This window comes from Streptomyces sp. NPDC051315 (genome assembly GCF_044455165.1).
Classification (GTDB): domain Bacteria; phylum Actinomycetota; class Actinomycetes; order Streptomycetales; family Streptomycetaceae; genus Streptomyces.
On sequence record NZ_JBITEN010000003.1, the window covers coordinates 526,095 to 545,447 of the forward strand.

Sequence of the window (19,353 nt, forward strand, 5' to 3'; positions counted from 1 at the left end):
GCCCGTGACCGGCGAGGAGAGCAGCAGCCCGCACGACCGTGCCACGCCCGCACCCGCACGTCCCGTCCGCCTCGACCGCTTCCGCGTCCTCGGCCCCACCCGCACTCCGCCGCGCTGGCGCGGCCTGCGCTGGCTGCGGCTGCCCGGGTACCTGGTCGTGTGCTGGATCGCCCTCGGCATCGCCCTGGCCGGCACGGAGCAGATGCGCCGCTACGACCTGGGCGTGGAACTGGGCGTGCTGACCGCGTTGGCGCAGGGCGCGGCCGTCGTCCTCGCCCTGTGGCGGCCGGTCCCCGCGTGGACGCTGTCGCTGTCCGGCACCGTCGTCGCCGCGGTGGCCGCCCGGCCGGCCCTGCAAGGACATCCGCTCCCCGGTCCGCCCTGGCCCTGGAACACCGCCGAAGTCCTGGCCCACGCCATCGTGCTGCTGTTCCTGGCGCTCCGCGTGCCCAGTCGCGTCTCCCTCGCCGTGCTGGCCGGCACCGGACTGGCGACCTGGGTGGTGCAGGGCCTGATCGGCGGGGCGACGTACACCTCGACGGGGCTCGCCTCCTTCGCGGTCTTCGCGGCGGTCGTCCTCGTCGGTGCCGCCTTCCGCGGCCTCGGCGAGGCCCGCACCCAACTCGTCGAGCAGGAGACCATCACCGCCGAGGAGCGCGCCCGCCGCACCCTGCTGGAGGAGCGCAACCGCATCGCGCGCGAACTGCACGACGTGGTCGCCCACCACATGTCGGTGATCTCCATCCAGGCCCAGGTCGCCCCCCACCTCGTGGACAACCCGTCCGAGGAGCTGAAGGAGAACCTCGCCGGCATCCGCGAGAACGCCCTGGAGGCGCTCACCGAACTGCGCCGGGTCCTCGGCGTGCTGCGTTCCGAGAACCCCGAGGACCCCTACGGTCTCGGCGCGGCCGGAACCGGCACCGCGCCGGACACGCCTCAGCCCACCCTCGACCGTCTCGACGCCCTCATCGACAACACCCGCGCCGCCGGACTGCGCGTCGTCACCGAGGTCCGCGGCGAGGCGTCCGGGTATCCGCCGGGCGTGCAGCTGTCGGCGTACCGGATCGTGCAGGAGGCGCTCAGCAACGCCCTGCGGCACGCGCCGGGTTCCAGCGTGCGCGTCGGCATCACGCACGCCTCGCGCGGCGTGCACCTGGAGGTCACCAACTCCCGCCCGGACGGTCCCACGAGGCCCTCGCCGGGAGCGGGCCACGGCCTGCTGGGCATGCGGGAGCGGGCCGCGATGCTGGGCGGTCACGTGACGGCGACCCCGACGCTGCACGGCGGGTTCACGGTGTCGGCGTTCCTCCCGAAGGACGGCGCCGCACCACCGTCCGCCGACGACCCCGGAACCCCCGAGGGCCTCGAACTGCTCTTCCCGGACGACCCGCCCCGGACGACGGGTGGAACCTCAAGGACGGAGACGGGCGGAACCCCGCCGGGGACCACCGCCGCGGACCAGGCCTCGCCCTCGACCGACGAAGGAACACCATGACGAGCGGCACCATCCGCGTACTGATCGCCGACGACCAGCAGATGGTCCGGCAGGGCTTCACCGTGCTGCTCGACGCCCACCCGGGCATCGAGGTGATCGGGCAGGCGGTCGACGGCCTCGACGCCGTCGCGCAGGTCGCCGAGCTGTCCCCGGACGTCGTCCTGATGGACATCCGCATGCCCGAGCTCGGCGGTATCGAGGCCACCCGCCGCATCACCGTCGCGACCCCGCACATCAAGGTCCTCGTCCTCACCACCTTCGACCTCGACGAGTACGTGTACGAGGCGCTGCGCGCCGGGGCGTCCGGGTTCCTGCTGAAGGACGCCTCCGCCGACCAGCTCGCGGAGGCCGTCCGGGTCGTGGCGGCCGGCGACGCCCTGCTCGCGCCCGGCATCACCCGCAAGCTGATCGCCGAGTTCTCCCGGCTGGACGGCACGCCCCGCGCCCCGCTGAAGGAGCGCGTCGGCGATCTCACCGAACGCGAGACGGAGGTCCTCACACTGATCGCGCAGGGCCTGTCCAACGCGGAGATCGCCCGGCACCTCGTCGTCGCCGAGCAGACCGTGAAGACCCACGTGGGCCGCATCCTGGTGAAGCTGGGCCTGCGCGACCGCACCCAGGCCGCGGTGTTCGCGTACGAGTCGGGCCTGGTGAGACCGTCCGGATACTGACCCGGACCCCACCTGCGGGAGCCCCTGCCCCCCGTAGTACGGGAGCCCCTGCCCCCCGTAGTACTTGAGAGGGATCCCGCAGAACCCCCCTCACTGGTGACGACCGCGACACCGGCCCCCGCCTACCGTTTTCCACGTGACCGAGACGACGCAGACGCACATGACGCCCCCGGAGAACCCGTACGGCGCCTACCGGCCGCGCAGCCCGGAGTTCCGGGCGGCCATGGACGCCCTGCGCGGCCTGCGCGAGGACCTGTTCCAGGACGCCTTCGCCTACCGCCCGCTGCCCCGCAGGGAGCCCCACGGCCGCCTCACCGGCCGGCTGAAGGGCCGCAAGCGGGAGTACGCGACCTGGCGGTCGCACGCGCTGGTCGTGGCGGCCGGCGTGGTGGCGATGCTGACCGCCTGGACGGACGGCGGGGGCACCACGACGGCCGTCCTGTGCGGCCTGCTCGTCGTGGCACCGGTGCTGCTGACGCTGAGCCGCCCGGTCGGCGCGTTCTGGCTGTCGCTCCTCTCGACCACGCTCGTCGCCTCCGTCGGCTCGGCGTGGAGCAGCTGGCCCTGGCTGCCCGGCAGTTTCATCTCGCACCTGGTGGTGCTGGTGGTCGTCGCCATCCGCACCCGGCCGCGCACGGCGGCCTGGATGTGGCTGCTGACCGCCGCCTACGGCTTCGTCGCGGAGACCGCCTTCAGCTGGGGTCACTACGGCACCAACGTCGCGCCGATGCTGGTCTTCTCCGCGCTGGCCCTGCTCGCCGTGACCGTCTGGCAGATACGCCGGCAGGCCGAGCAGCAGGTGACGGCCCAGCAGACGGTGACCGAGCACGAGCGCTCCCGGCGCACCCTGCTGGAGGAGCGCACCACCATCGCCCGCGAGCTGCACGACGTGGTCGCCCACCACATGTCGGTGGTCGCCATCCAGGCCGAGGCCGCGCCCTACCGGGTGGAGAACCCGCCGCCGGAGCTGGAGAAGGCGTTCGCCACGATACGGGAGAACGCGGTGGCGGCCCTGACGGAGCTGCGCCGGGTGCTGGGTGTGGTCCGCGCCGAGGACTACGAGGCCCCGGACACCCCGCAGCCCACGCTCGCCGAGCTGGACGCGCTGCTCGCGAACGTGCGGGAAGCCGGGCTGGAGGTGGAGAAGGTGGTGACCGGCGCGGTGCGCGAACTTCCCCAGGGTGTGGAGCTGTCGGCGTACCGCATCGTCCAGGAGGCGCTGAGCAACACCCTGCGGCACGCGCCCGGGGCGGGCGCCCGCGTCGAGATCGGCTACGTCCTCGGCGGCCTGGGTCTGCGCATAGTCAATGGCCCGCCGCCCAACCCCTCCCTGCTGAAGCCGTCACCCGGCGCCGGACACGGCATCACCGGCATGCGGGAGCGGGTGACCATGCTGAACGGCGAGATGACGGCGGACACCACGCCCGACGGCGGTTACGAGGTGACGGTGTTCCTGCCGGTGGCGATGTCCTCCGCGGCTGAGGGTGGAGCATGACGATCCGGGTACTGATCGCCGACGACCAGATGATGGTCCGCGAGGGCTTCTCCGTCCTGCTGAACGCGATGCCGGACATCGAGGTCGTCGGCGAGGCGGTCAACGGCCGCGAGGCGGTGGAACGCGTCCGGGAACTGGCTCCGGACGTCGTGCTGATGGACATCCGCATGCCCGAGCTGAACGGCATCGAGGCGACGAGGGAGATCGTCGCCTCGGACGGCACGGCCAAGGTGCTGGTGCTGACCACCTTCGATCTCGACGAGTACGTGTACCAGGCCCTGCGCGCGGGAGCCTCGGGCTTCCTGCTGAAGGACGCCTCGGCGCGCCAGCTCGCCGACGGGGTGAGGGTGGTGGCCTCGGGCGAGGCCCTCCTGGCCCCTTCCGTCACCAAGCGCCTGATCACCGAGTTCTCCAAGCTGACCGACGGCCCCCGCCTGCCGCGCACCGCCCAGGCGTCCTACGGCGTCCTGACCGAGCGGGAGACGGAGGTCCTCGTCCTGATCGCGCAGGGCCTGTCCAACGCCGAGATCGCCGAGCGGCTGGTCGTCGCCGAGTCCACGATCAAGACCCATGTCAGCAGGATCCTGGTGAAGCTGGGCCTGCGGGACCGCACCCAGGCGGCGGTGTTCGCGTACGAGGCGCGGTTGGTGACGCCGGGCTAGGGACGGGCCGCCACGGGAGGGTCCTCCTCCCGCCGGACCGGGAACGGACCGGGAACGGGGCGGGACCCCTGGTCAGCGGCCGGTCCGACGGGTTAGCGTCCGGGCATGTCAGGCCCTACCGCTCTCGCATTCGACCCCTGGGACCCGGCGTTCGTCGCGGACCCGTACCCCGCCTACGCCGAACTGCGTGACCGGGGCCGGGTGATCCACTACGAGCCCACGAACCAGTGGCTCGTTCCGCACCACGCCGACGTCTCGGCGCTGCTGCGCGACCGGCGGCTGGGGCGGACGTACCAGCACCGGTTCTCGCACGAGGACTTCGGGCGGACGGCACCGCCGCCGGAGCACGAGCCGTTCCACACGCTCAACGACCACGGGATGCTCGACCTGGAACCGCCGGACCACACGCGGATCCGGCGCCTGGTGTCGAAGGCGTTCACCCCGCGCACGGTGGAGCGGCTGAAGCCGTATGTGGAGCGGCTGGCCGGTGAACTGGTGGACGGGCTGGTGGCGGCGGGCGGCGGAGATCTGCTGACCGATGTCGCGGAACCGCTGCCGGTCGCGGTGATCGCGGAGATGCTGGGGATCCCGGAGGCGGACCGGGCGCAGCTGCGGCCCTGGTCGGCGGACATCTGCGGGATGTACGAGCTGAGCCCGTCCGAGGAGACCGCGCGGAAGGCGGTGCGGGCCTCGGTGGAGTTCTCCCAGTTCCTGCGGGAACTGATCGCCGCCCGCCGTGAGAAGCCCGGTGAGGACCTGATCTCCGGGCTGATCGCGGCGCACGACGAGGGGGACCGGCTCACCGAGCAGGAGATGATCTCGACCGCGGTCCTGCTGCTGAACGCCGGCCACGAGGCCACGGTGAACGCCACCGTCAACGGCTGGTGGGCGCTGTTCCGCAACCCCGGCCAGCTGGCCGCCCTGCGCGCCGACCACTCCCTGGTCCCCTCCGCCGTGGAGGAGCTGATGCGCTACGACACCCCGCTGCAGCTCTTCGAGCGGTGGGTCCTGGACGACATCGAGATCGACGGCACGGTGATCCCGAGGGGAGCGGAGATCGCGATGCTGTTCGGCTCCGCCAACTACGATCCGGCGGTCTTCACCGCCCCGGAGCGCCTGGACCTCACCCGGGCCGAGAACCCGCACATCTCCTTCAGCGCGGGCATCCACTACTGCATCGGCGCTCCCCTGGCCCGCATCGAGCTGGCGGCCTCGATGACGGCCCTTCTTGAGCGGGCTCCCACCCTGAGCCTGGCGAAGGAACCACACCGCAAGCCGAACTTCGTCATCCGAGGCCTGGAGGGCCTCACGGTCCGACTCTGACTCGTCGCTTCCGACCCGCCCGGTTCCGACCGGTCCCGGTCCGCCCCGTCCCGACTCTGACCCGTCCCGGTCCGACTCCGGCCCGTCCCATCCCGGTACGGCTCCGCACCGGTCGGCGCCCGAGCCGAGACGGGCCGGTTCGGCGTGGGACGGCCATCCCGGCCTGCCCACCCCGGCGTGGCCCCGCCCGGCCCTGCCGACCCCGGCGCGGCTCACCCCACCGCCGACCCGTCGAGCCCGCCGACCCGTCCCGCCCCGGTCCCCTCACCCGCTGTATCCCCCCTCACCCGCCGGAACCGCCCCCTCACCCCCTGAACCCACCCCCTCACCCGCTGGTCACATCCCGCCGGCGTGCTCCCGCCAGGCCGGCCGTGACCAGGAGCGCCGCCAGGACGGTCAGGAGGACCACCGGTGTCCAGGACATGTCACCCCCCGGCAGCTTCGGGAGGTGGCCGAAGGGGGAGAGGTTCAGCACCGACCGGGGGAGGTCCAGCGCGGGGCCGATCCAGCCCAGGAGGAGGGCCGCGCCGGCCACGGCCCAGGCGGCGGGGGCCAGGCGGGGGGCCAGGCCGTGGAGGAGGACCGCCGTGCCGCCGATCACCCAGATCGCCGGGAGCTGGACCAGGGCGGCGGCCAGGAGAGGGCCGAGGTCCTTTCCGTGGCCCGCGGTGAAGCCGAGGGCCGCGAGAAGCATGATCAGGGCGGCGCCGCCGAAGGCGACGACCAGGTGGCCGGCGGCCCAGCGCAGCCGGCCGACCGCGGTCGCGAGGACGGGTTCCGCGCGGCCGGAGGTCTCCTCACCGTGCAGACGCAGGACCGACGCGACGATGTAGAGGGCCGCCACCAGGCCGAGCATGCCGACCATCGCGGAGAGGAAGGCGTCCGTGATCGCCGACTGGCCGCCCATCCGCTCGAAGATCTCGCGGGCCCGCGCGTTGTCCCCGACCAGGTCGGCCGCGCTCTCCGCCATCCCGCCGTAGACGACCCCGGCGAGGAAGAAGGCGACGCTCCAGCCGAGCACGCTGCCCCGGTGCAGCCGCCAGGCCAGTGCCCCGGCGGTGCCGAGGCGGCCGGCGGCCGGTCCCGGCCGGGTGGGCAGGAAGCTCATGCCGACGTCCCGGCGTCCGGCCAGCGCGTACGCGACCAGGCCCTGCGCGGTGATCGCCGCCGCGAACAGCGGCAGCACCCACCACCGTTCGTCCGCGAAGGCGCGCAGGTTCTCCAGCCAGCCCAGCGGTGACAGCCACGTCAGCACCGACGAGCCGTCGTCCGTCGCCGAGTCGCCCGCCGCGCGCAGCACGAACGCGGCGCCCAGCACGGCCGCGGTCAGGCCCCGGGCGAGCCGCGCGCTCTCGGTGAGCTGCGCGACGATCGCGGCCGTCGTGGCGAAGAGCATGCCCACGGCCGCCAGCCCCAGCCCGAGGGCCAGCGCTCCGGCGGCGCCGTGACCCGCGAGGCCGGCCGTGACCAGCAGCGCCAGGGCCATGTTGGCGACGGCCGCCGTCAGCAGGGCCGACGTCAGGGAGGCGCGGTGGCCGACCATGCCGGAGGCGATGAGTTCCTGACGGCCGCTCTCCTCCTCGTCACGGGTGTGCCGTACGACGATCAGCAGGCTCGTCACCGCCGCGAGCGCGCCCGCGTAGACGCCGGCCCGCCAGGCGGTGAGGGCGCCGAGGGAGTCGTCGAAGACGGGGCCGACCAGGGCCCGCAGCGAGGAGTTGGCCGCCACCTGCCGGATCAGGTCGGCGCGTTCGGCGTCCGTGCCGTACAGGCCCTTCAGGGTGTTCGGCATGGACAGGACCATCAGGGCGTTGACCGCGGTCCACACGGGGATCATCACCCGGTCGCGGCGCAGCGCGAAGCGCACCAGCGTGCCGGTGCCCGCCAGCTGGCCGGTTCCGCGGGCGGCGAGCGTCGTCATCGCGCGGCCACCTCGTCCTGGTAGTGGCTCAGGAACAGCTCTTCCAGGGTCGGCGGCGTCGAGGTCAGCGAACGGACGCCCGACGCGCTCAGCGACCGCAGGACGGCGTCCAGCCTGTCGGTGTCGACCTGCAACCGCACCCGGTTGCCCTGGACGTCGAGGTCGTGGACGCCGGGCAGTCCGGCCAGCCCGTCGGGGGCGCCCGCGAGGTCGGCGGTGACGCTGGTGCGGGTCAGGTGGCGCAGGTCCGCCAGCGAGCCCGTCTCGACCGTGCGGCCCTTGCGGATGATGCTGACCCGGTCGCAGAGCTGCTCGACCTCGCTCAGGATGTGCGAGGACAGCAGGACCGTACGGCCCCGGTCGCGTTCCTCCCGCACGCACCGCTGGAAGACCTCCTCCATCAGCGGGTCGAGTCCCGAGGTCGGCTCGTCCAGGACGAGCAGGTCGACGTCCGAGGCGAAGGCGGCGACCAGGGCGACCTTCTGCCGGTTGCCCTTGGAGTAGGTGCGGCCCTTCTTGGTGGGGTCCAGCTCGAAGCGTTCGACCAGCTCCGCGCGGCGCCGGGCGTCCAGGCCTCCGCGCAGCCGGCCCAGGAGGTCGATGACCTCGCCGCCGGACAGGTTCCGCCACAGGGTCACGTCCCCGGGGACGTACGCGATCCGGCGGTGCACCTCCACCGCGTCCTTCCACGGATCGCGGCCGAGGACCCGGGCGGCGCCGGAGTCGGCGCGCAGCAGCCCGAGCAGGACGCGGATGGCGGTGGACTTGCCGGCACCGTTGGGGCCGAGGAAACCGTGCACCTCGCCCGTCTCGACCTCCAGGTCGAGGCCGTCGAGCGCGTGAGTACGGCCGAAGGACTTGTGCAGTCCGGACACCGTGATGGCCTTGGTCATGCTTCGGAACATACGCTTGCTTCAGAAATTTGTGAAGTTAAGGAAGCTCGTGAAGCCCGGATAGGATGACCGCATGAGGGAACCAACCGGGACCGGGCGGGACGCGGAGGCCGTGTCGAGGTTCGTCGAGTCCTTCGCCGCCCAGCTCGTCGAGGCGGGGATGCAGCGCATGGCGGCGCGGGTCTTCGCGGCGCTCCTCTCCTCCGACGAGGGCGCGCTGACCTCGGCGGAGCTGGGCGAGCAGCTGCGGATCAGCCCCGCCGCGGTCTCCGGTGCGGTGCGCTACCTGGCCCAGACGCACATGGTGTCGCGCGAGCGGGAGCCCGGCTCGCGCCGGGAGCGCTACCGGGTGCACGGCGACCAGTGGTACGAGGCCCTGGCCAACCGGGAGACCGTCATCAAGCGCTGGGAGGGGGCCCTGCGCGACGGCGTGAGCAGCCTCGGCGTCGACACGCCGGCCGGCCGCCGCATGGCCGAGACGCTCGCCTTCTTCGAGTTCATCGAGGGCGAGGTCGCGGCCATGATGGACCGCTGGCGCGTCCACCGCGAGAAGACCTTCGGCCAGTGACGCGCGCCCAGCGCGTTCCCCCGGCCGGTGACACGCTCGTCATTCCCGTGGCCGGCGAGGCGCTCATCCTTCCCGCGCCCGGTGACACGCTCGGCGTTCCTCCCGCCAGTGAGGCGCTCAGCGTTCCTTCGTCTCCTCCAGCACCGTCCGCCCCAGCAGCCGGTAGCGGGCCGGATCGCGCCGCTTGAGGTACTGCGCGTACCCGACGCCCGCGACCGCGACCAGCGCCACGATCCACGGCGTCGCCCTCAGGACCCGTGAACCCGACTCCGGGCCGGCCGCGACGCCCATGTTGGACACCAGCAGCGCGACCACCGCGAGCATCGCGACCCCGCCGAGGAGCGGCGCGGTGAAGGTCCTGAACCAGTGCCGGCTCTCCGGGTGGTGGGAGCGGAAGTACGCCAGTACCGCGAACGAGCACACCGCCTGCACGACGAGGATCGCCATGGTGCCGAGGATCGCGAGCAGGACGTACGTCCCCGTGTAGGGGTCCTTGCCCGCGATCCAGAACGCGGCGATCAGCACGCCGCTGACCACGGTCTGCGCCAGGCCCGCGATGTGCGGGGAGCCGTGCCGGGCGTGGGTGCGGCCGACGGTGTTCCTCAGCGACGGCAGGACGCCCTCGCGGCCGAGCGCGTAGAGGTAGCGGGCGGCGCAGTTGTGGAAGGCCATGCCGCAGGCCAGCGAGCCGGTGATCATCAGCCACTGCATGACGACGACCGCCCAGTGGCCGACGTACTGCTCGGTGGGGTCGAAGAACATCGCCAGGGGGTTCGCGGAGGAGGCGGCGGCCACGGCCTCCTTCTCGCCGTTGCCGATGATGGCCATCCAGGAGACGAAGACGTAGAAGACGCCGACGCCGAGGACGGAGATCATCGTCGCCTTGGGGATGATCTTCTTCGGGTCGCGGGACTCCTCGCCGTACATCGCCGTCGACTCGAAGCCCACCCACGACCAGAAGGCGAAGAACAGGCCGAGCCCGGCGGACGTGCCGTGGAAGGCGTTGACCGGATTGACCGGGTCGAAGGTGAAGCCGTGCGGGCCGCCGCCGTGGAGGGCGACCGAGACCGCCATCGCCGCGAGGACCGTCACCTCGGTGGCCAGCAGCACGACGAGCAGCTTCTCGGCGACCGAGACGCCGAACCAGGTGCCGGTCGCGTTGATCGCGAGCATCAGGACCGCGAACGCCCACCACGGCACGTCGAGCCCGCTCTGGTCCTTCAGGGTCGTCGTCGCGAAGGTGGAGAAGATGCCGATCAGCGCCGGCTCGAAGACGACGTACGCGAAGGTCGCCAGCAGCCCGGAGGCGAGGCCGACGCTGCGGCCGAGGCCGTAGGAGATGAAGCCGTAGAAGGCGCCCGTGGACGTGATGTGCTGCGCCATCGAGGTGAAGCCGACGGAAAAGATGGCCAGGACGACCATTGCGACGAGGTAGCTCGCCGGGGCGCCGACACCGTTGCCCGACGACACCATGAAGGGCACGTTGCCGGTCATCGCGGTGATCGGCGCGGCCGTCGCGACGGCCATGAAGACCACGCCGAGCAGGCCCACGGCGTTGGGCTTGAGCCGGTGAACCGGCTCTTCGCCGCCTGTCCTCGCCGCCGGGGCGACGCCCTCGTCCACTGCCATCGGGTGGCCCCCTCCTGCCGTCGCGTGCGCCTCACGGACGCCCTGATGCAGGAGGATGCTGTACTCCTCGTGGGTCGCTCAAGGGGTGGGAGCGGTTAAATGTTTGTCAATCAGACCTTTGGCGAGGTCGCTCACGCCGGGTGACGGCGGCTCAGCGCGGCATGGCCCGCTGCAGTTCCTCGGCCTGTGCGAGCAGCCGGGCGGACCGGTCGGACTCGGCGGCCGACGGCACCTGCACGTCCGTGAACCCTTCGAGCCCGGCGGGCGGCCGCGGCGGGCGTACGTCGATCCCGGCCCGCGCGGCGAGCGCCAGCACCGTGGCGACGAAGCCGTCGGACAGGGCGTTGACCACGGCGTGCCGGGTCCGGCTGTGCCGCTCCAGCAAGGCGTTCACGAACGTGGTGAAGACGGCGACGTCGATCTGGCACTCGTCCCACTCCATCGGTCCGAGACCCGAGGGAACGCCCAGCCACTCCTCGTGGACGCGCACATGGGCCAGGAACAGCCGGGACGCCCCCTGCGACGGGTTCCACAGCGTCTCCCCGTCCACCTCGTAGTACTGGCTCACGGACGTCCTCCCCGCATGGTCGACGGCTGCGCACCCTAACCCGGCGCCCGGCCACCGCCCACGGAATTTCCCCTCGCCACCCGTCGCCGCCCCGCTCGCTGCCGCCTCCCTCGCCGCCCGCTCGCCGCGCCCCCTCGCCGCCCACGCGCCGTCCCGGGAGATATCCCTTCACCACCGGCTCGCCGCCCCCTCACCGCCCCGGCAGCACCAATCCCAGCGCCCCCTCCCGCACCACCCACGTCCGTCTCCGGACCGGGCCCCCCACCGCCGCGTCCGCCCGGTAGCGGAAGTCGGAGCCCGACACGGTCACCGTCCGCCCCCGGGCCTCCAGCGGCGACGCCTCCGCGCCCAGCGACAGGGGCCGTACCTCGACGACGGCCGTGCCGGAGGCGTCCGGGGTCACCGACACCGCCTCCACCGGCTGGTCCAGGTCGACGAGCGTCTCCCCGTCCACCTCGACCCGCAGCCGCGCGGGTCCCGACGGGACGGGGGCGGCGGCGATCCGGGGCGGCCGGGAGGGCACCAGGGTCCGTACGAGGGACTGGCACGTCCGCAGCCAGGGCCGGGCTCCTCCCGCGAGCGCCGTCTCCCCCTGGGAGGAGAGCGGGACCGCCGGTATCCGCAGCGCCCCGAGCACCACCCCGTCGCTGTCGTCGACGAGCAGGTCCAGCCGCCGCTCGGCGCCGTCCAGGACCGCCCGCGCCGCCGCCACGGCCCCCGTGGGCACCCCCAGGGACTGCGCGACGCCCAGGGAGCTGCCCACCGGCACCACCGACAGGGCGCATTCGGCCAGCGCCCGCTGCCGGTGCAGCAGGGCCACCGCCCGCATCAGGGCGCGGTCGTCGCCTATGACGACCGGCCGTCGCGAACCGCGGCGGGCCAGCGCCCGGGCGAATTCCTCCGGGCCGTCCGGCAGACACACTTTCGCGGCCGCACCCGCGCTGAGCACGTCTTTCGCGATCCGTACGGACTCCCCGTCGGTCCTCCGGGCGACCGGATCGATGATCACCAGCAGCTGATCCGGCGTCGCGAAAGTCGCCACCTCGGTCCTGCCTCGCTTCCTCGGGTAGCATCTTTGTGCAAGAGCCCCTTGCGCTATTGCGCCAGGGGCTTCGTCTATTCCGGGGCATCCGGGTCCGACGGTGTGCGACCGGTGACGGTCGAACAGCGGCCAACGACGGTCGCGGTGCACGCGGTGGAAACACCCTCCGCGTACGCCCCTGACCCTGGACATGCCCCACCCGGAAGGGGTGTACGCGCGTGCCCGCACTTGTGCTGCTCGGTGCTCAGTGGGGTGACGAAGGCAAGGGGAAGGCCACCGACCTGCTCGGTGGCTCGGTGGACTACGTAGTGCGCTACCAGGGCGGCAACAACGCCGGCCACACGGTCGTCGTGGGCGACCAGAAGTACGCACTCCACCTCCTCCCTTCCGGAATCCTCTCGCCCGGATGTACACCCGTCATCGGAAACGGCGTCGTCGTGGACCCGTCGGTCCTGCTCTCCGAGCTGAGCGGTCTGAACGAGCGCGGCGTCGACACGTCGAAACTGCTCATCAGCGGCAACGCGCACATCATCACGCCCTACAACGTCACTGTCGACAAGGTGACGGAACGCTTCCTCGGAAAGCGCAAGATCGGCACGACCGGCCGCGGCATCGGACCGACCTACGCCGACAAGATCAACCGCGTCGGCATCCGCGTCCAGGACCTGTACGACGAGTCGATCCTCCAGCAGAAGGTCGAGGCGGCGCTCGACGTCAAGAACCAGCTGCTCACCAAGCTCTACAACCGTCGCGCGATCGCCGTCGACCAGGTGGTCGAGGAGCTGCTCGGCTACGCCGAGAAGCTGGCGCCGTACGTCGCCGACACGGTCCTCGTCCTCAACCAGGCCCTGGAGGACGACAAGGTCGTCCTGTTCGAGGGCGGCCAGGGCACGCTGCTCGACATCGACCACGGCACGTACCCCTTCGTCACCTCGTCGAACCCGACCGCGGGCGGCGCCTGCACCGGTGCCGGTGTCGGTCCGACGAAGATCAGCCGCGTGATCGGCATCCTCAAGGCGTACACGACCCGCGTCGGCGCCGGCCCGTTCCCGACCGAGCTGTTCGACGAGGACGGCGAGGCGCTGCGCCGCATCGGCGGCGAGCGGGGCGTCACCACCGGCCGTGACCGCCGCTGCGGCTGGTTCGACGCGGTCATCGCCCGCTACGCGACCCGCGTCAACGGCCTGACCGACTTCTTCCTCACCAAGCTGGACGTCCTCACCGGCTGGGAGGAGATCCCGGTCTGCGTCGCCTACGAGGTCGACGGCAGGCGCGTGGAGGAGCTCCCGTACTCCCAGTCCGACTTCCACCACGCGAAGCCGGTCTACGAGACGCTGCCCGGCTGGTCCGAGGACATCAGCAAGGCGAAGTCCTTCTCCGACCTGCCGAAGAACGCCCAGAACTACGTCAAGGCGCTGGAGGAGATGTCCGGCGCCCCGATCTCCGCGATCGGCGTGGGCCCGGGCCGGGACGAGACGATCGAGATCAACTCGTTCCTGTAGGACGCGGTGAAAGGTGCCGGTGACCGAAGGCTGCTGCGGCGGCCCGGTCACCGGCCCCGGCCGAAGACGGGCGTCGCCGGGCCGCCGACGTCCACCCGGCGGCCCCTCAGCTGAAGACGATCATCGAGCCCTGCGCCAGGCTCCGCGTCGCCGCCGCGTGCAGCCCCAGCCAGACGTGCCGTTCGCGGGCGAAGGGGCTGGGGTCGTACGGTGCCGGGACCGCCGGTTCCTCCAGTTCCGTCGGCGCGGACGGGGGATGGGGGGCGGCCGGGGGGTTCGCCGGGTCGATGCCGATCGACGGGGCGACGTACTCGAGCTCCCGCAGCAGGGACTGCGAGGAGCCCAACGGGCCGCCTCCGGCGAGGAGTTCGTCGTTGGACAGCGGCTGCGGGAAGTCGACGGGGACGTAGGCGCCCGCGTGGTCGTAGTGCCAGACCAGGTGGGACTGCTGGGCCGTCGCCTCGAACATCTCCAGGAGTTGCTCGTAGTCGCCGCCGAGTTCGTCGACCGGGGTCACCGGAAGCCCGCAGACCTGCAACAGGTAGGCGCGGCGCAGGAAGTGCAGCGCGTCGTAGTCGAAACCGGCCACGGGGGCGACGTCACCGGACAGGCCCGGCATGTACTGGTACACCGGCACGGGCGGGAGTCCCGACTCGGCGAGCACCTTGTTGTACTGCGCGAGTTCCTCGGCGAACGGGTTGTCGGGGGTGTGGCACAACACGTCGACGAGCGGTACCAGCCACAGGTCACAGGCCAAAGAGAGCTCCTCACTCAGCGCGTTCGTCGGCTATTGCCCGGTCAGGGAAGGGTAGTCGGTGCGGCACGCCTCAGCTCCCCTCGTACGTCCTCGTGCAGGTCCCATACCCACACGCCGTCCACCCATCTACCGGGACGGCCCACCAGCTTCTCCACGGTCGTCCGCAGCACGCCGTCGCGCGGCTGGGGGACGAGCACCAGCGCGCCCGCCCTCCAGTGCGCGAGGTCGGCGCGCGTCTCGCCCCGGGCCCGCTCGTCGATCACCGGCGCGACGCCCGTGGCCCGCACGTCCCGCAGCACGCTCGCCGTCCAGCGCAGCGGGACGCCGTAGACGCCGCTGCGGTCGCCGTCGCCGTACGGGCCGTTGAAGTAGCCGCCGGGCATCGGGAAGCCGAGGCCGGCGGCGGTCTGCCAGTGGAGGGCCTCGGCGGCGGCCGGCTCCGGCAGCGGCACCGGCACGAGGGACTCCCCGGGGCGGACGTACGCCTTCCAGGTGCCCTCCGTGAAGAAGGCGGGCACCTCGGCGCGCGGCTCGGACCTCAGCGGGGCCGGGACGAGGGGCAGCAGGGCGAGGCCGGCGGCGAGCAGGCCGGCGTACCGCGTGCCCAGGGAGCGGGCCGCCGCGAGCCGGCCGATCGCGAGGGCGAGCAGCATGCCGAGGACGGGGGCGCAGACCATCGCGACCCGGCTCTCGATGACCGACTCGAACAGGGGGAGGCCGGCGAGGAGGGTCCAGGGGCCGGGGACGGTGGTGCCGGTGAGCGGGACGTGGACGCGCGGGCCCAGGGAGAGGACGGCCGCCGCGGCCGCGGTGAACGCCAGCGCCCTGGCGGCCGGCCGCCGCCACAGCCGTACGGTGATCGCGAGGGCCAGCAGGAGCAGGGGCCAGCCGTAGAAGGCGTTCTGCTCGGTGGGGTTGAGCGAGAGGGCGTCCGCGCGGTCGGCGTCGCCGAAGAGCAGGGAGCGTTCGGCGAAGGTGAGCAGGGCGCGCACGGTGTTGGCGGTGCCGGGGCCGTGATCGATGTGCGTGTAGCTCTGCGGACCGGAGAACTGCCAGGCCAGCGGATAGACGACGAGGAGGAGGCAGACGGCCGCGGCGATCGCCAGGCCGCGCAGCAGGGGGCGTACGGCCCCGCGGGCCACGCGCGGGCGTACGGCCGCGTAGGCGGCGGCGAAGAGCAGCATGCCGAGCGCGGCCAGCAGCAGGGGCTCCTCGCCCAGGAACAGCTGGTAGGCCGCCATCAGGCCGAGGACCACCGCGTCGCGGGTGGTCCGGGTGCCCGCGCACAGGCGCAGGGCCCGTTCGGCGATCAGCGGGATCATGAACAGCACGACGAAGTTCGGATGGGCGTTGGCGTGGCTGACCATGGGCGGGGCGAAGGCGGCCAGGGCGGCGCCGGCGAAGGCGGCCCCCCGCTGTGGCTCCAGCCGGCGCGCGATCAGCCGGTACCAGGCGGTGGCGGTGGCGGCCAGACCCAGCGTCATCACCAGGTTCAGGGTGACGGCCGGGCCGAGGAGGAGCGTGACCGGCGTGAGCGGGACGGACAGGCCGAGCATGGCCGTGTTCGCCATCAGGTTCACGCCCCCGGGGGCGCCCTGGAGGTCGCTGAAGAGCGGGTTGCGCAGGTGGGCGACGTTGTCGGCGGTCACCGCGAAGAACCACTCCCACTGGTTCTGGTCCTGGAGGGAGTCGGTGAGGTAGCGGTGGGCCGGGTCGAGGAAGCGGCCGGAGTAGAGCGCGACGGCCATCGCGAGGAACAGGGCGGCGGCGACGGCGTCGGCGGGTCCCGGCACCGGGGTCCGCAGCCGGACCAGGTCGCGCAGGACCCGCAGGTAGTCCAGCGGGCGCACCTTCGAGCCGCGCTGGTGCGACCAGTGCACGGGCACCTCGGCCACCGTCCAGCCGGCCTGCTGGAAGTGGCGCAGCACCTCCACGTCGACGGCCCAGCCGTCCAGCCGGGACGCGGCGAAGGCGGTGCGGGCCTTCTCGCCGTCGAACAGCTTGAACCCGCACTGGGTGTCGCGTATCCCGCGCACCGCCGTCCCGCGGATGAGTAAGTTCCCGGCGGCGCCGAGGAGTTCACGCACCCGGTGCTGGCGGTCGCCGAGCGTCGACCCCGGCAGCGCGCGCGATCCGACGGCCGCCGCGTGTCCCGCCGCGAGCGCCTCCTCCAGCCGCTCCAGCTCGGCCACGGGCGCGGAGAGGTCGGCGTCCGTGACGAGGACGCGGCGCCCCCGGCTGGCGGCGACCCCGAGGCGCAGGGCGTGGCCCTTGCCGCGGTTGCCGGGGCTGGTGACCAGCCGCAGACGGGGGTCGCGGCGGAGGGTGACGATCTCGCGGGTGGCGTCGGTGGAGCCGTCGTCGGCGACGACGATCTCCCAGCCGCCCCAGCGGGACGCGGTCTCGTCGAGGTAGCGGGTGACGGCGTCGAGGGTGCGGCCGAGGCGGTGTTCCTCGTTGTAGGCGGGGATGACGACGGACAGGCCGACGACCGTCGCCCGGCTCGGCACCGGCCTCCTCGCGCCCGTGTCCGCCGGTCTCATTCCGCCGTCGGCCGCTCGATCAGCGCGATCGAGTGGGCGTTGTAGGCGTCGAGGATCGAGCGGGCGGTGGCGGTGTCGCGCCGGTACAGGGCGTCGACCAGTTCCGTGTGGCCGGACCAGAGGCGCCCGCGCAGCTCGCTCAGCCGGCGCAGATGCTGCACCAGGCACACCCAGGTCTGCACGCGCAGCCGGTGCAGGAAGTCCGCGAGGTACGGGTTGCCGAACAGCGCGCTCAGCTCGCGCCAGAACCGCAGGTCGTAGCCGATGAGGACGGTGAGGTCACCGGCGGCCGCGGCGCGCTGGGCCTCCTCCCCTCGCCGGCGCACGCCCGCCATGGCGGCGGCGATCCGCGCGTCCTGCGGGTTCTGGAAGCCCTCACGGCCCTTGTCCAGGGCGAGGAACATGCCCTCGATGACCAGGCTGCGCGCCTCGATCATGCCCCGGAAGTCGTCGGGGGAGTACTCGTGGACGCGGAAGCCGCGATGCTGGTCGGCGTCGAGGAGGCCCTGCGCGGAGAGATCCACCAGGGCCTCGCGGACCGGGGTCGCGGAGACGCCGTACTGCTCGGCGATCTCCTTCACCGTGAACTCCTGGCCCGGCTGGAGCCGTCCCGCCAGCACCTCGTCACGAAGCGCGTCGGCGATCTGCTGCCGCAGGGTGCTGCGGGTCACGGCGCCGTTGCCGCTGCTGCCGGGCATGGTCGGGGCGTCTCCTCGTCGCGGACGTAAGGTGGCGTGCTCGTACGCGCACGTGTACTCACACTCGTACTCATCTACGAGCACGTCACCTTACGCGTTCGACGGAAGCGGGGTTCCGCTCGATCGGCGTCCCCGCCACGCGCCGTCCGGTCAGGGTGCCGGCCCTACTCCGTGTACGCGTCGGCCACCGTCAGCGCGGCGTCCAGCGCCGCCAGGCCCTCCTTCACCTCGGACGCGCTCGCGGTGCACGGCGGCACGAAGTGGGTGCGGTTCATGTTGACGAACGGCCACACCCCGGCCTTGCGGGCGGCGGCGCCGAAGGCGGCCATCGGCGCGTTCGCCTCACCGGACGCGTTGTACGGCACCAGCGGTTCGCGCGTCTCACGGTTCTTCACCAGCTCGACGGCCCAGAACATGCCGGTGCCCCGCACCTCGCCCACGCTGGGGTGGCGCTCGGCCAGCTCCCGCAGTCCCGGCCCGACGACGGACGCGCCGAGGTCCCTGGCGTTCCCGACGACCCCCTCCTCCGCCATGACGTTGATCGTCGCGACGGCGGCGGCACAGGCCAGCGGGTGCCCGGAGTAGGTGAGACCGCCCGGGTAGGGCCGCTTCCCGAAGGTCTCCGCGATGGCGCCGGAGATGGCCACACCGCCCAGCGGCACGTACCCGCTGTTCACGCCCTTGGCGAAGGTCATCAGGTCCGGTACGACACCGAACAGGTCGGCCGCGAACCACTCACCGGTGCGCCCGAACCCGGCCATCACCTCGTCCAGGACGAAGACGATCCCGTACTTGTCGCAGATCTCCCGCACGCCGGCGAGATAGCCGGGCGGCGGCACCATGATCCCGGCCGTGCCGGGGATGGTCTCCAGGATGATCGCGGCGATGGTCCCGGGGCCCTCGAAGGCGATCGTCGTCTCCAGGTGCTCGAGCGCCCGCGCGCACTCCTGCTCCTCGGTCTCCGCGTAGAAGCGGGAGCGGTACAGGAAGGGCGCCCAGAAGTGCACGACCCCGGCGGAGGCGCTGTCGGAGGCCCAGCGGCGCGGGTCACCGGTGATGTTCACGGCCTGCTGGGTGCCGCCGTGGTACGAGCGGTACGCCGAGAGCACCTTGGGGCGCCCGGTGTGCAGCCGTGCCATGCGCACCGCGTGCTCCACGGCGTCGGCGCCGCCGTTGGTGAAGAAGATCTTGTCGAGGTCGCCGGGGGTGCGCTCGGCGATCAGCCGGGCCGCCTCGGAACGGGCCTCGACGGCGAAGGCGGGCGCGAAGGTGGTCAGGTGTGCGGCCTGCTCCTGGATCGCGGCGACGACCTTGGGGTGCTGGTAGCCGATGTTCGTGAAGACGAGCCCGCTGGTGAGGTCGAGGTAGCGGTTGCCGTCGTAGTCCCAGAAGTACGACCCCTCCGCGCCGGCCACGGCGAGCGGGTCGATGAGCTCCTGCGCGGACCAGGAGTGGAAGACGTGCGCGCGGTCCGCGGCCTTCACGGCGGCGCCGGTCTGGGGGTTGGGCTGAGGGGTCATGCGGTGAGCGTAAATGTCCGCGATGCGGAAGCGGTATCGGCGTCCTGTCGGGTGGCGGGGGGTTTC

The 19,353-nt window shown here is 72.5% G+C and carries 16 protein-coding genes; 7 read left to right on the forward strand and 9 right to left on the reverse strand.

Annotated features, from left to right (window positions below; genetic code table 11):
- Positions 1–4 precede the first annotated feature (4 nt).
- From ACIBBD_RS08770 to ACIBBD_RS08790, 5 genes are all read left to right on the forward strand, one after another.
- Positions 5–1,495, forward strand: a complete 1,491-nt coding sequence (locus ACIBBD_RS08770; RefSeq protein WP_399418579.1) for a sensor histidine kinase — start codon at positions 5–7, stop codon at positions 1,493–1,495.
- Positions 1,492–2,166, forward strand: a complete 675-nt coding sequence (locus tag ACIBBD_RS08775; protein ID WP_399418580.1) for a response regulator — start codon at positions 1,492–1,494, stop codon at positions 2,164–2,166. The genes ACIBBD_RS08770 and ACIBBD_RS08775 overlap by 4 nt, the downstream gene beginning before the upstream one ends.
- Positions 2,167–2,302: 136 nt before the next feature.
- Positions 2,303–3,661, forward strand: a complete 1,359-nt coding sequence (locus tag ACIBBD_RS08780) for a histidine kinase (protein ID WP_399418581.1) — start codon at positions 2,303–2,305, stop codon at positions 3,659–3,661.
- On the forward strand, positions 3,658–4,323 hold the full coding sequence (locus ACIBBD_RS08785) for a response regulator (protein WP_399418582.1): 666 nt from the start codon (positions 3,658–3,660) through the stop codon (positions 4,321–4,323). The genes ACIBBD_RS08780 and ACIBBD_RS08785 overlap by 4 nt, the downstream gene beginning before the upstream one ends.
- Before the next feature lie 105 nt (positions 4,324–4,428).
- A complete protein-coding gene (locus ACIBBD_RS08790) occupies positions 4,429–5,646 on the forward strand; it encodes a cytochrome P450 (RefSeq protein WP_399418583.1) in 1,218 nt (405 codons plus the stop codon).
- Between the two features lie 325 nt (positions 5,647–5,971).
- On the opposite strand, the gene ACIBBD_RS08795 is transcribed toward ACIBBD_RS08790, so the two are convergent.
- Both ACIBBD_RS08795 and ACIBBD_RS08800 read right to left on the reverse strand, forming a co-directional pair.
- Entirely contained in the window at positions 5,972–7,567 is a 1,596-nt protein-coding gene (locus ACIBBD_RS08795) for an ABC transporter permease (protein WP_399418584.1), read from the reverse strand.
- Positions 7,564–8,460, reverse strand: a complete 897-nt coding sequence (locus ACIBBD_RS08800) for an ATP-binding cassette domain-containing protein (protein WP_399418585.1) — start codon at positions 8,458–8,460, stop codon at positions 7,564–7,566. Before ACIBBD_RS08800 ends, ACIBBD_RS08795 begins: the two co-directional genes overlap by 4 nt.
- A 73-nt stretch (positions 8,461–8,533) precedes the next feature.
- Between ACIBBD_RS08800 and ACIBBD_RS08805 the strand changes: the two genes are divergently transcribed.
- A complete protein-coding gene (locus tag ACIBBD_RS08805; RefSeq protein WP_399418586.1) occupies positions 8,534–9,028 on the forward strand; it encodes a GbsR/MarR family transcriptional regulator in 495 nt (164 codons plus the stop codon).
- A gap of 117 nt (positions 9,029–9,145) precedes the next feature.
- On the opposite strand, the gene ACIBBD_RS08810 is transcribed toward ACIBBD_RS08805, so the two are convergent.
- The 3 genes from ACIBBD_RS08810 to ACIBBD_RS08820 form a co-directional block, all read right to left on the reverse strand.
- Complete coding sequence (locus ACIBBD_RS08810) at positions 9,146–10,657, reverse strand: APC family permease (protein WP_399418587.1); 1,512 nt, start codon at positions 10,655–10,657, stop codon at positions 9,146–9,148.
- 151 nt (positions 10,658–10,808) lie between these two features.
- Entirely contained in the window at positions 10,809–11,225 is a 417-nt protein-coding gene (locus ACIBBD_RS08815; protein ID WP_399418588.1) for a DUF6086 family protein, read from the reverse strand.
- 190 nt (positions 11,226–11,415) lie between these two features.
- On the reverse strand, positions 11,416–12,267 hold the full coding sequence (locus tag ACIBBD_RS08820; RefSeq protein WP_399418589.1) for a diacylglycerol kinase family protein: 852 nt from the start codon (positions 12,265–12,267) through the stop codon (positions 11,416–11,418).
- Positions 12,268–12,485: 218 nt separating this feature from the next.
- Between ACIBBD_RS08820 and ACIBBD_RS08825 the strand changes: the two genes are divergently transcribed.
- A complete protein-coding gene (locus ACIBBD_RS08825; RefSeq protein WP_399418590.1) occupies positions 12,486–13,769 on the forward strand; it encodes an adenylosuccinate synthase in 1,284 nt (427 codons plus the stop codon).
- Positions 13,770–13,875: 106 nt separating this feature from the next.
- Here the strand turns inward: ACIBBD_RS08825 and ACIBBD_RS08830 are convergent, their stop codons facing one another.
- The 4 genes from ACIBBD_RS08830 to ACIBBD_RS08845 all read right to left on the reverse strand — a co-directional run bounded on the left by ACIBBD_RS08830 (position 13,876) and on the right by ACIBBD_RS08845 (position 19,287).
- Positions 13,876–14,526 carry a hypothetical protein gene (locus ACIBBD_RS08830; protein ID WP_399418591.1) on the reverse strand — a complete coding sequence of 217 codons (651 nt, stop codon included), beginning with the start codon at positions 14,524–14,526 and terminating at the stop codon, positions 13,876–13,878.
- Positions 14,527–14,567: 41 nt separating this feature from the next.
- Positions 14,568–17,036, reverse strand: a complete 2,469-nt coding sequence (locus tag ACIBBD_RS08835) for a glycosyltransferase (RefSeq protein WP_399418592.1) — start codon at positions 17,034–17,036, stop codon at positions 14,568–14,570.
- 29 nt (positions 17,037–17,065) lie between these two features.
- Entirely contained in the window at positions 17,066–17,767 is a 702-nt protein-coding gene (locus tag ACIBBD_RS08840; protein WP_399418593.1) for a GntR family transcriptional regulator, read from the reverse strand.
- Between the two features lie 164 nt (positions 17,768–17,931).
- Positions 17,932–19,287: an aspartate aminotransferase family protein gene (locus ACIBBD_RS08845; RefSeq protein WP_399418594.1), complete on the reverse strand. Its 1,356-nt coding sequence runs from the start codon at positions 19,285–19,287 to the stop codon at positions 17,932–17,934.
- Positions 19,288–19,353 lie beyond the last annotated feature (66 nt).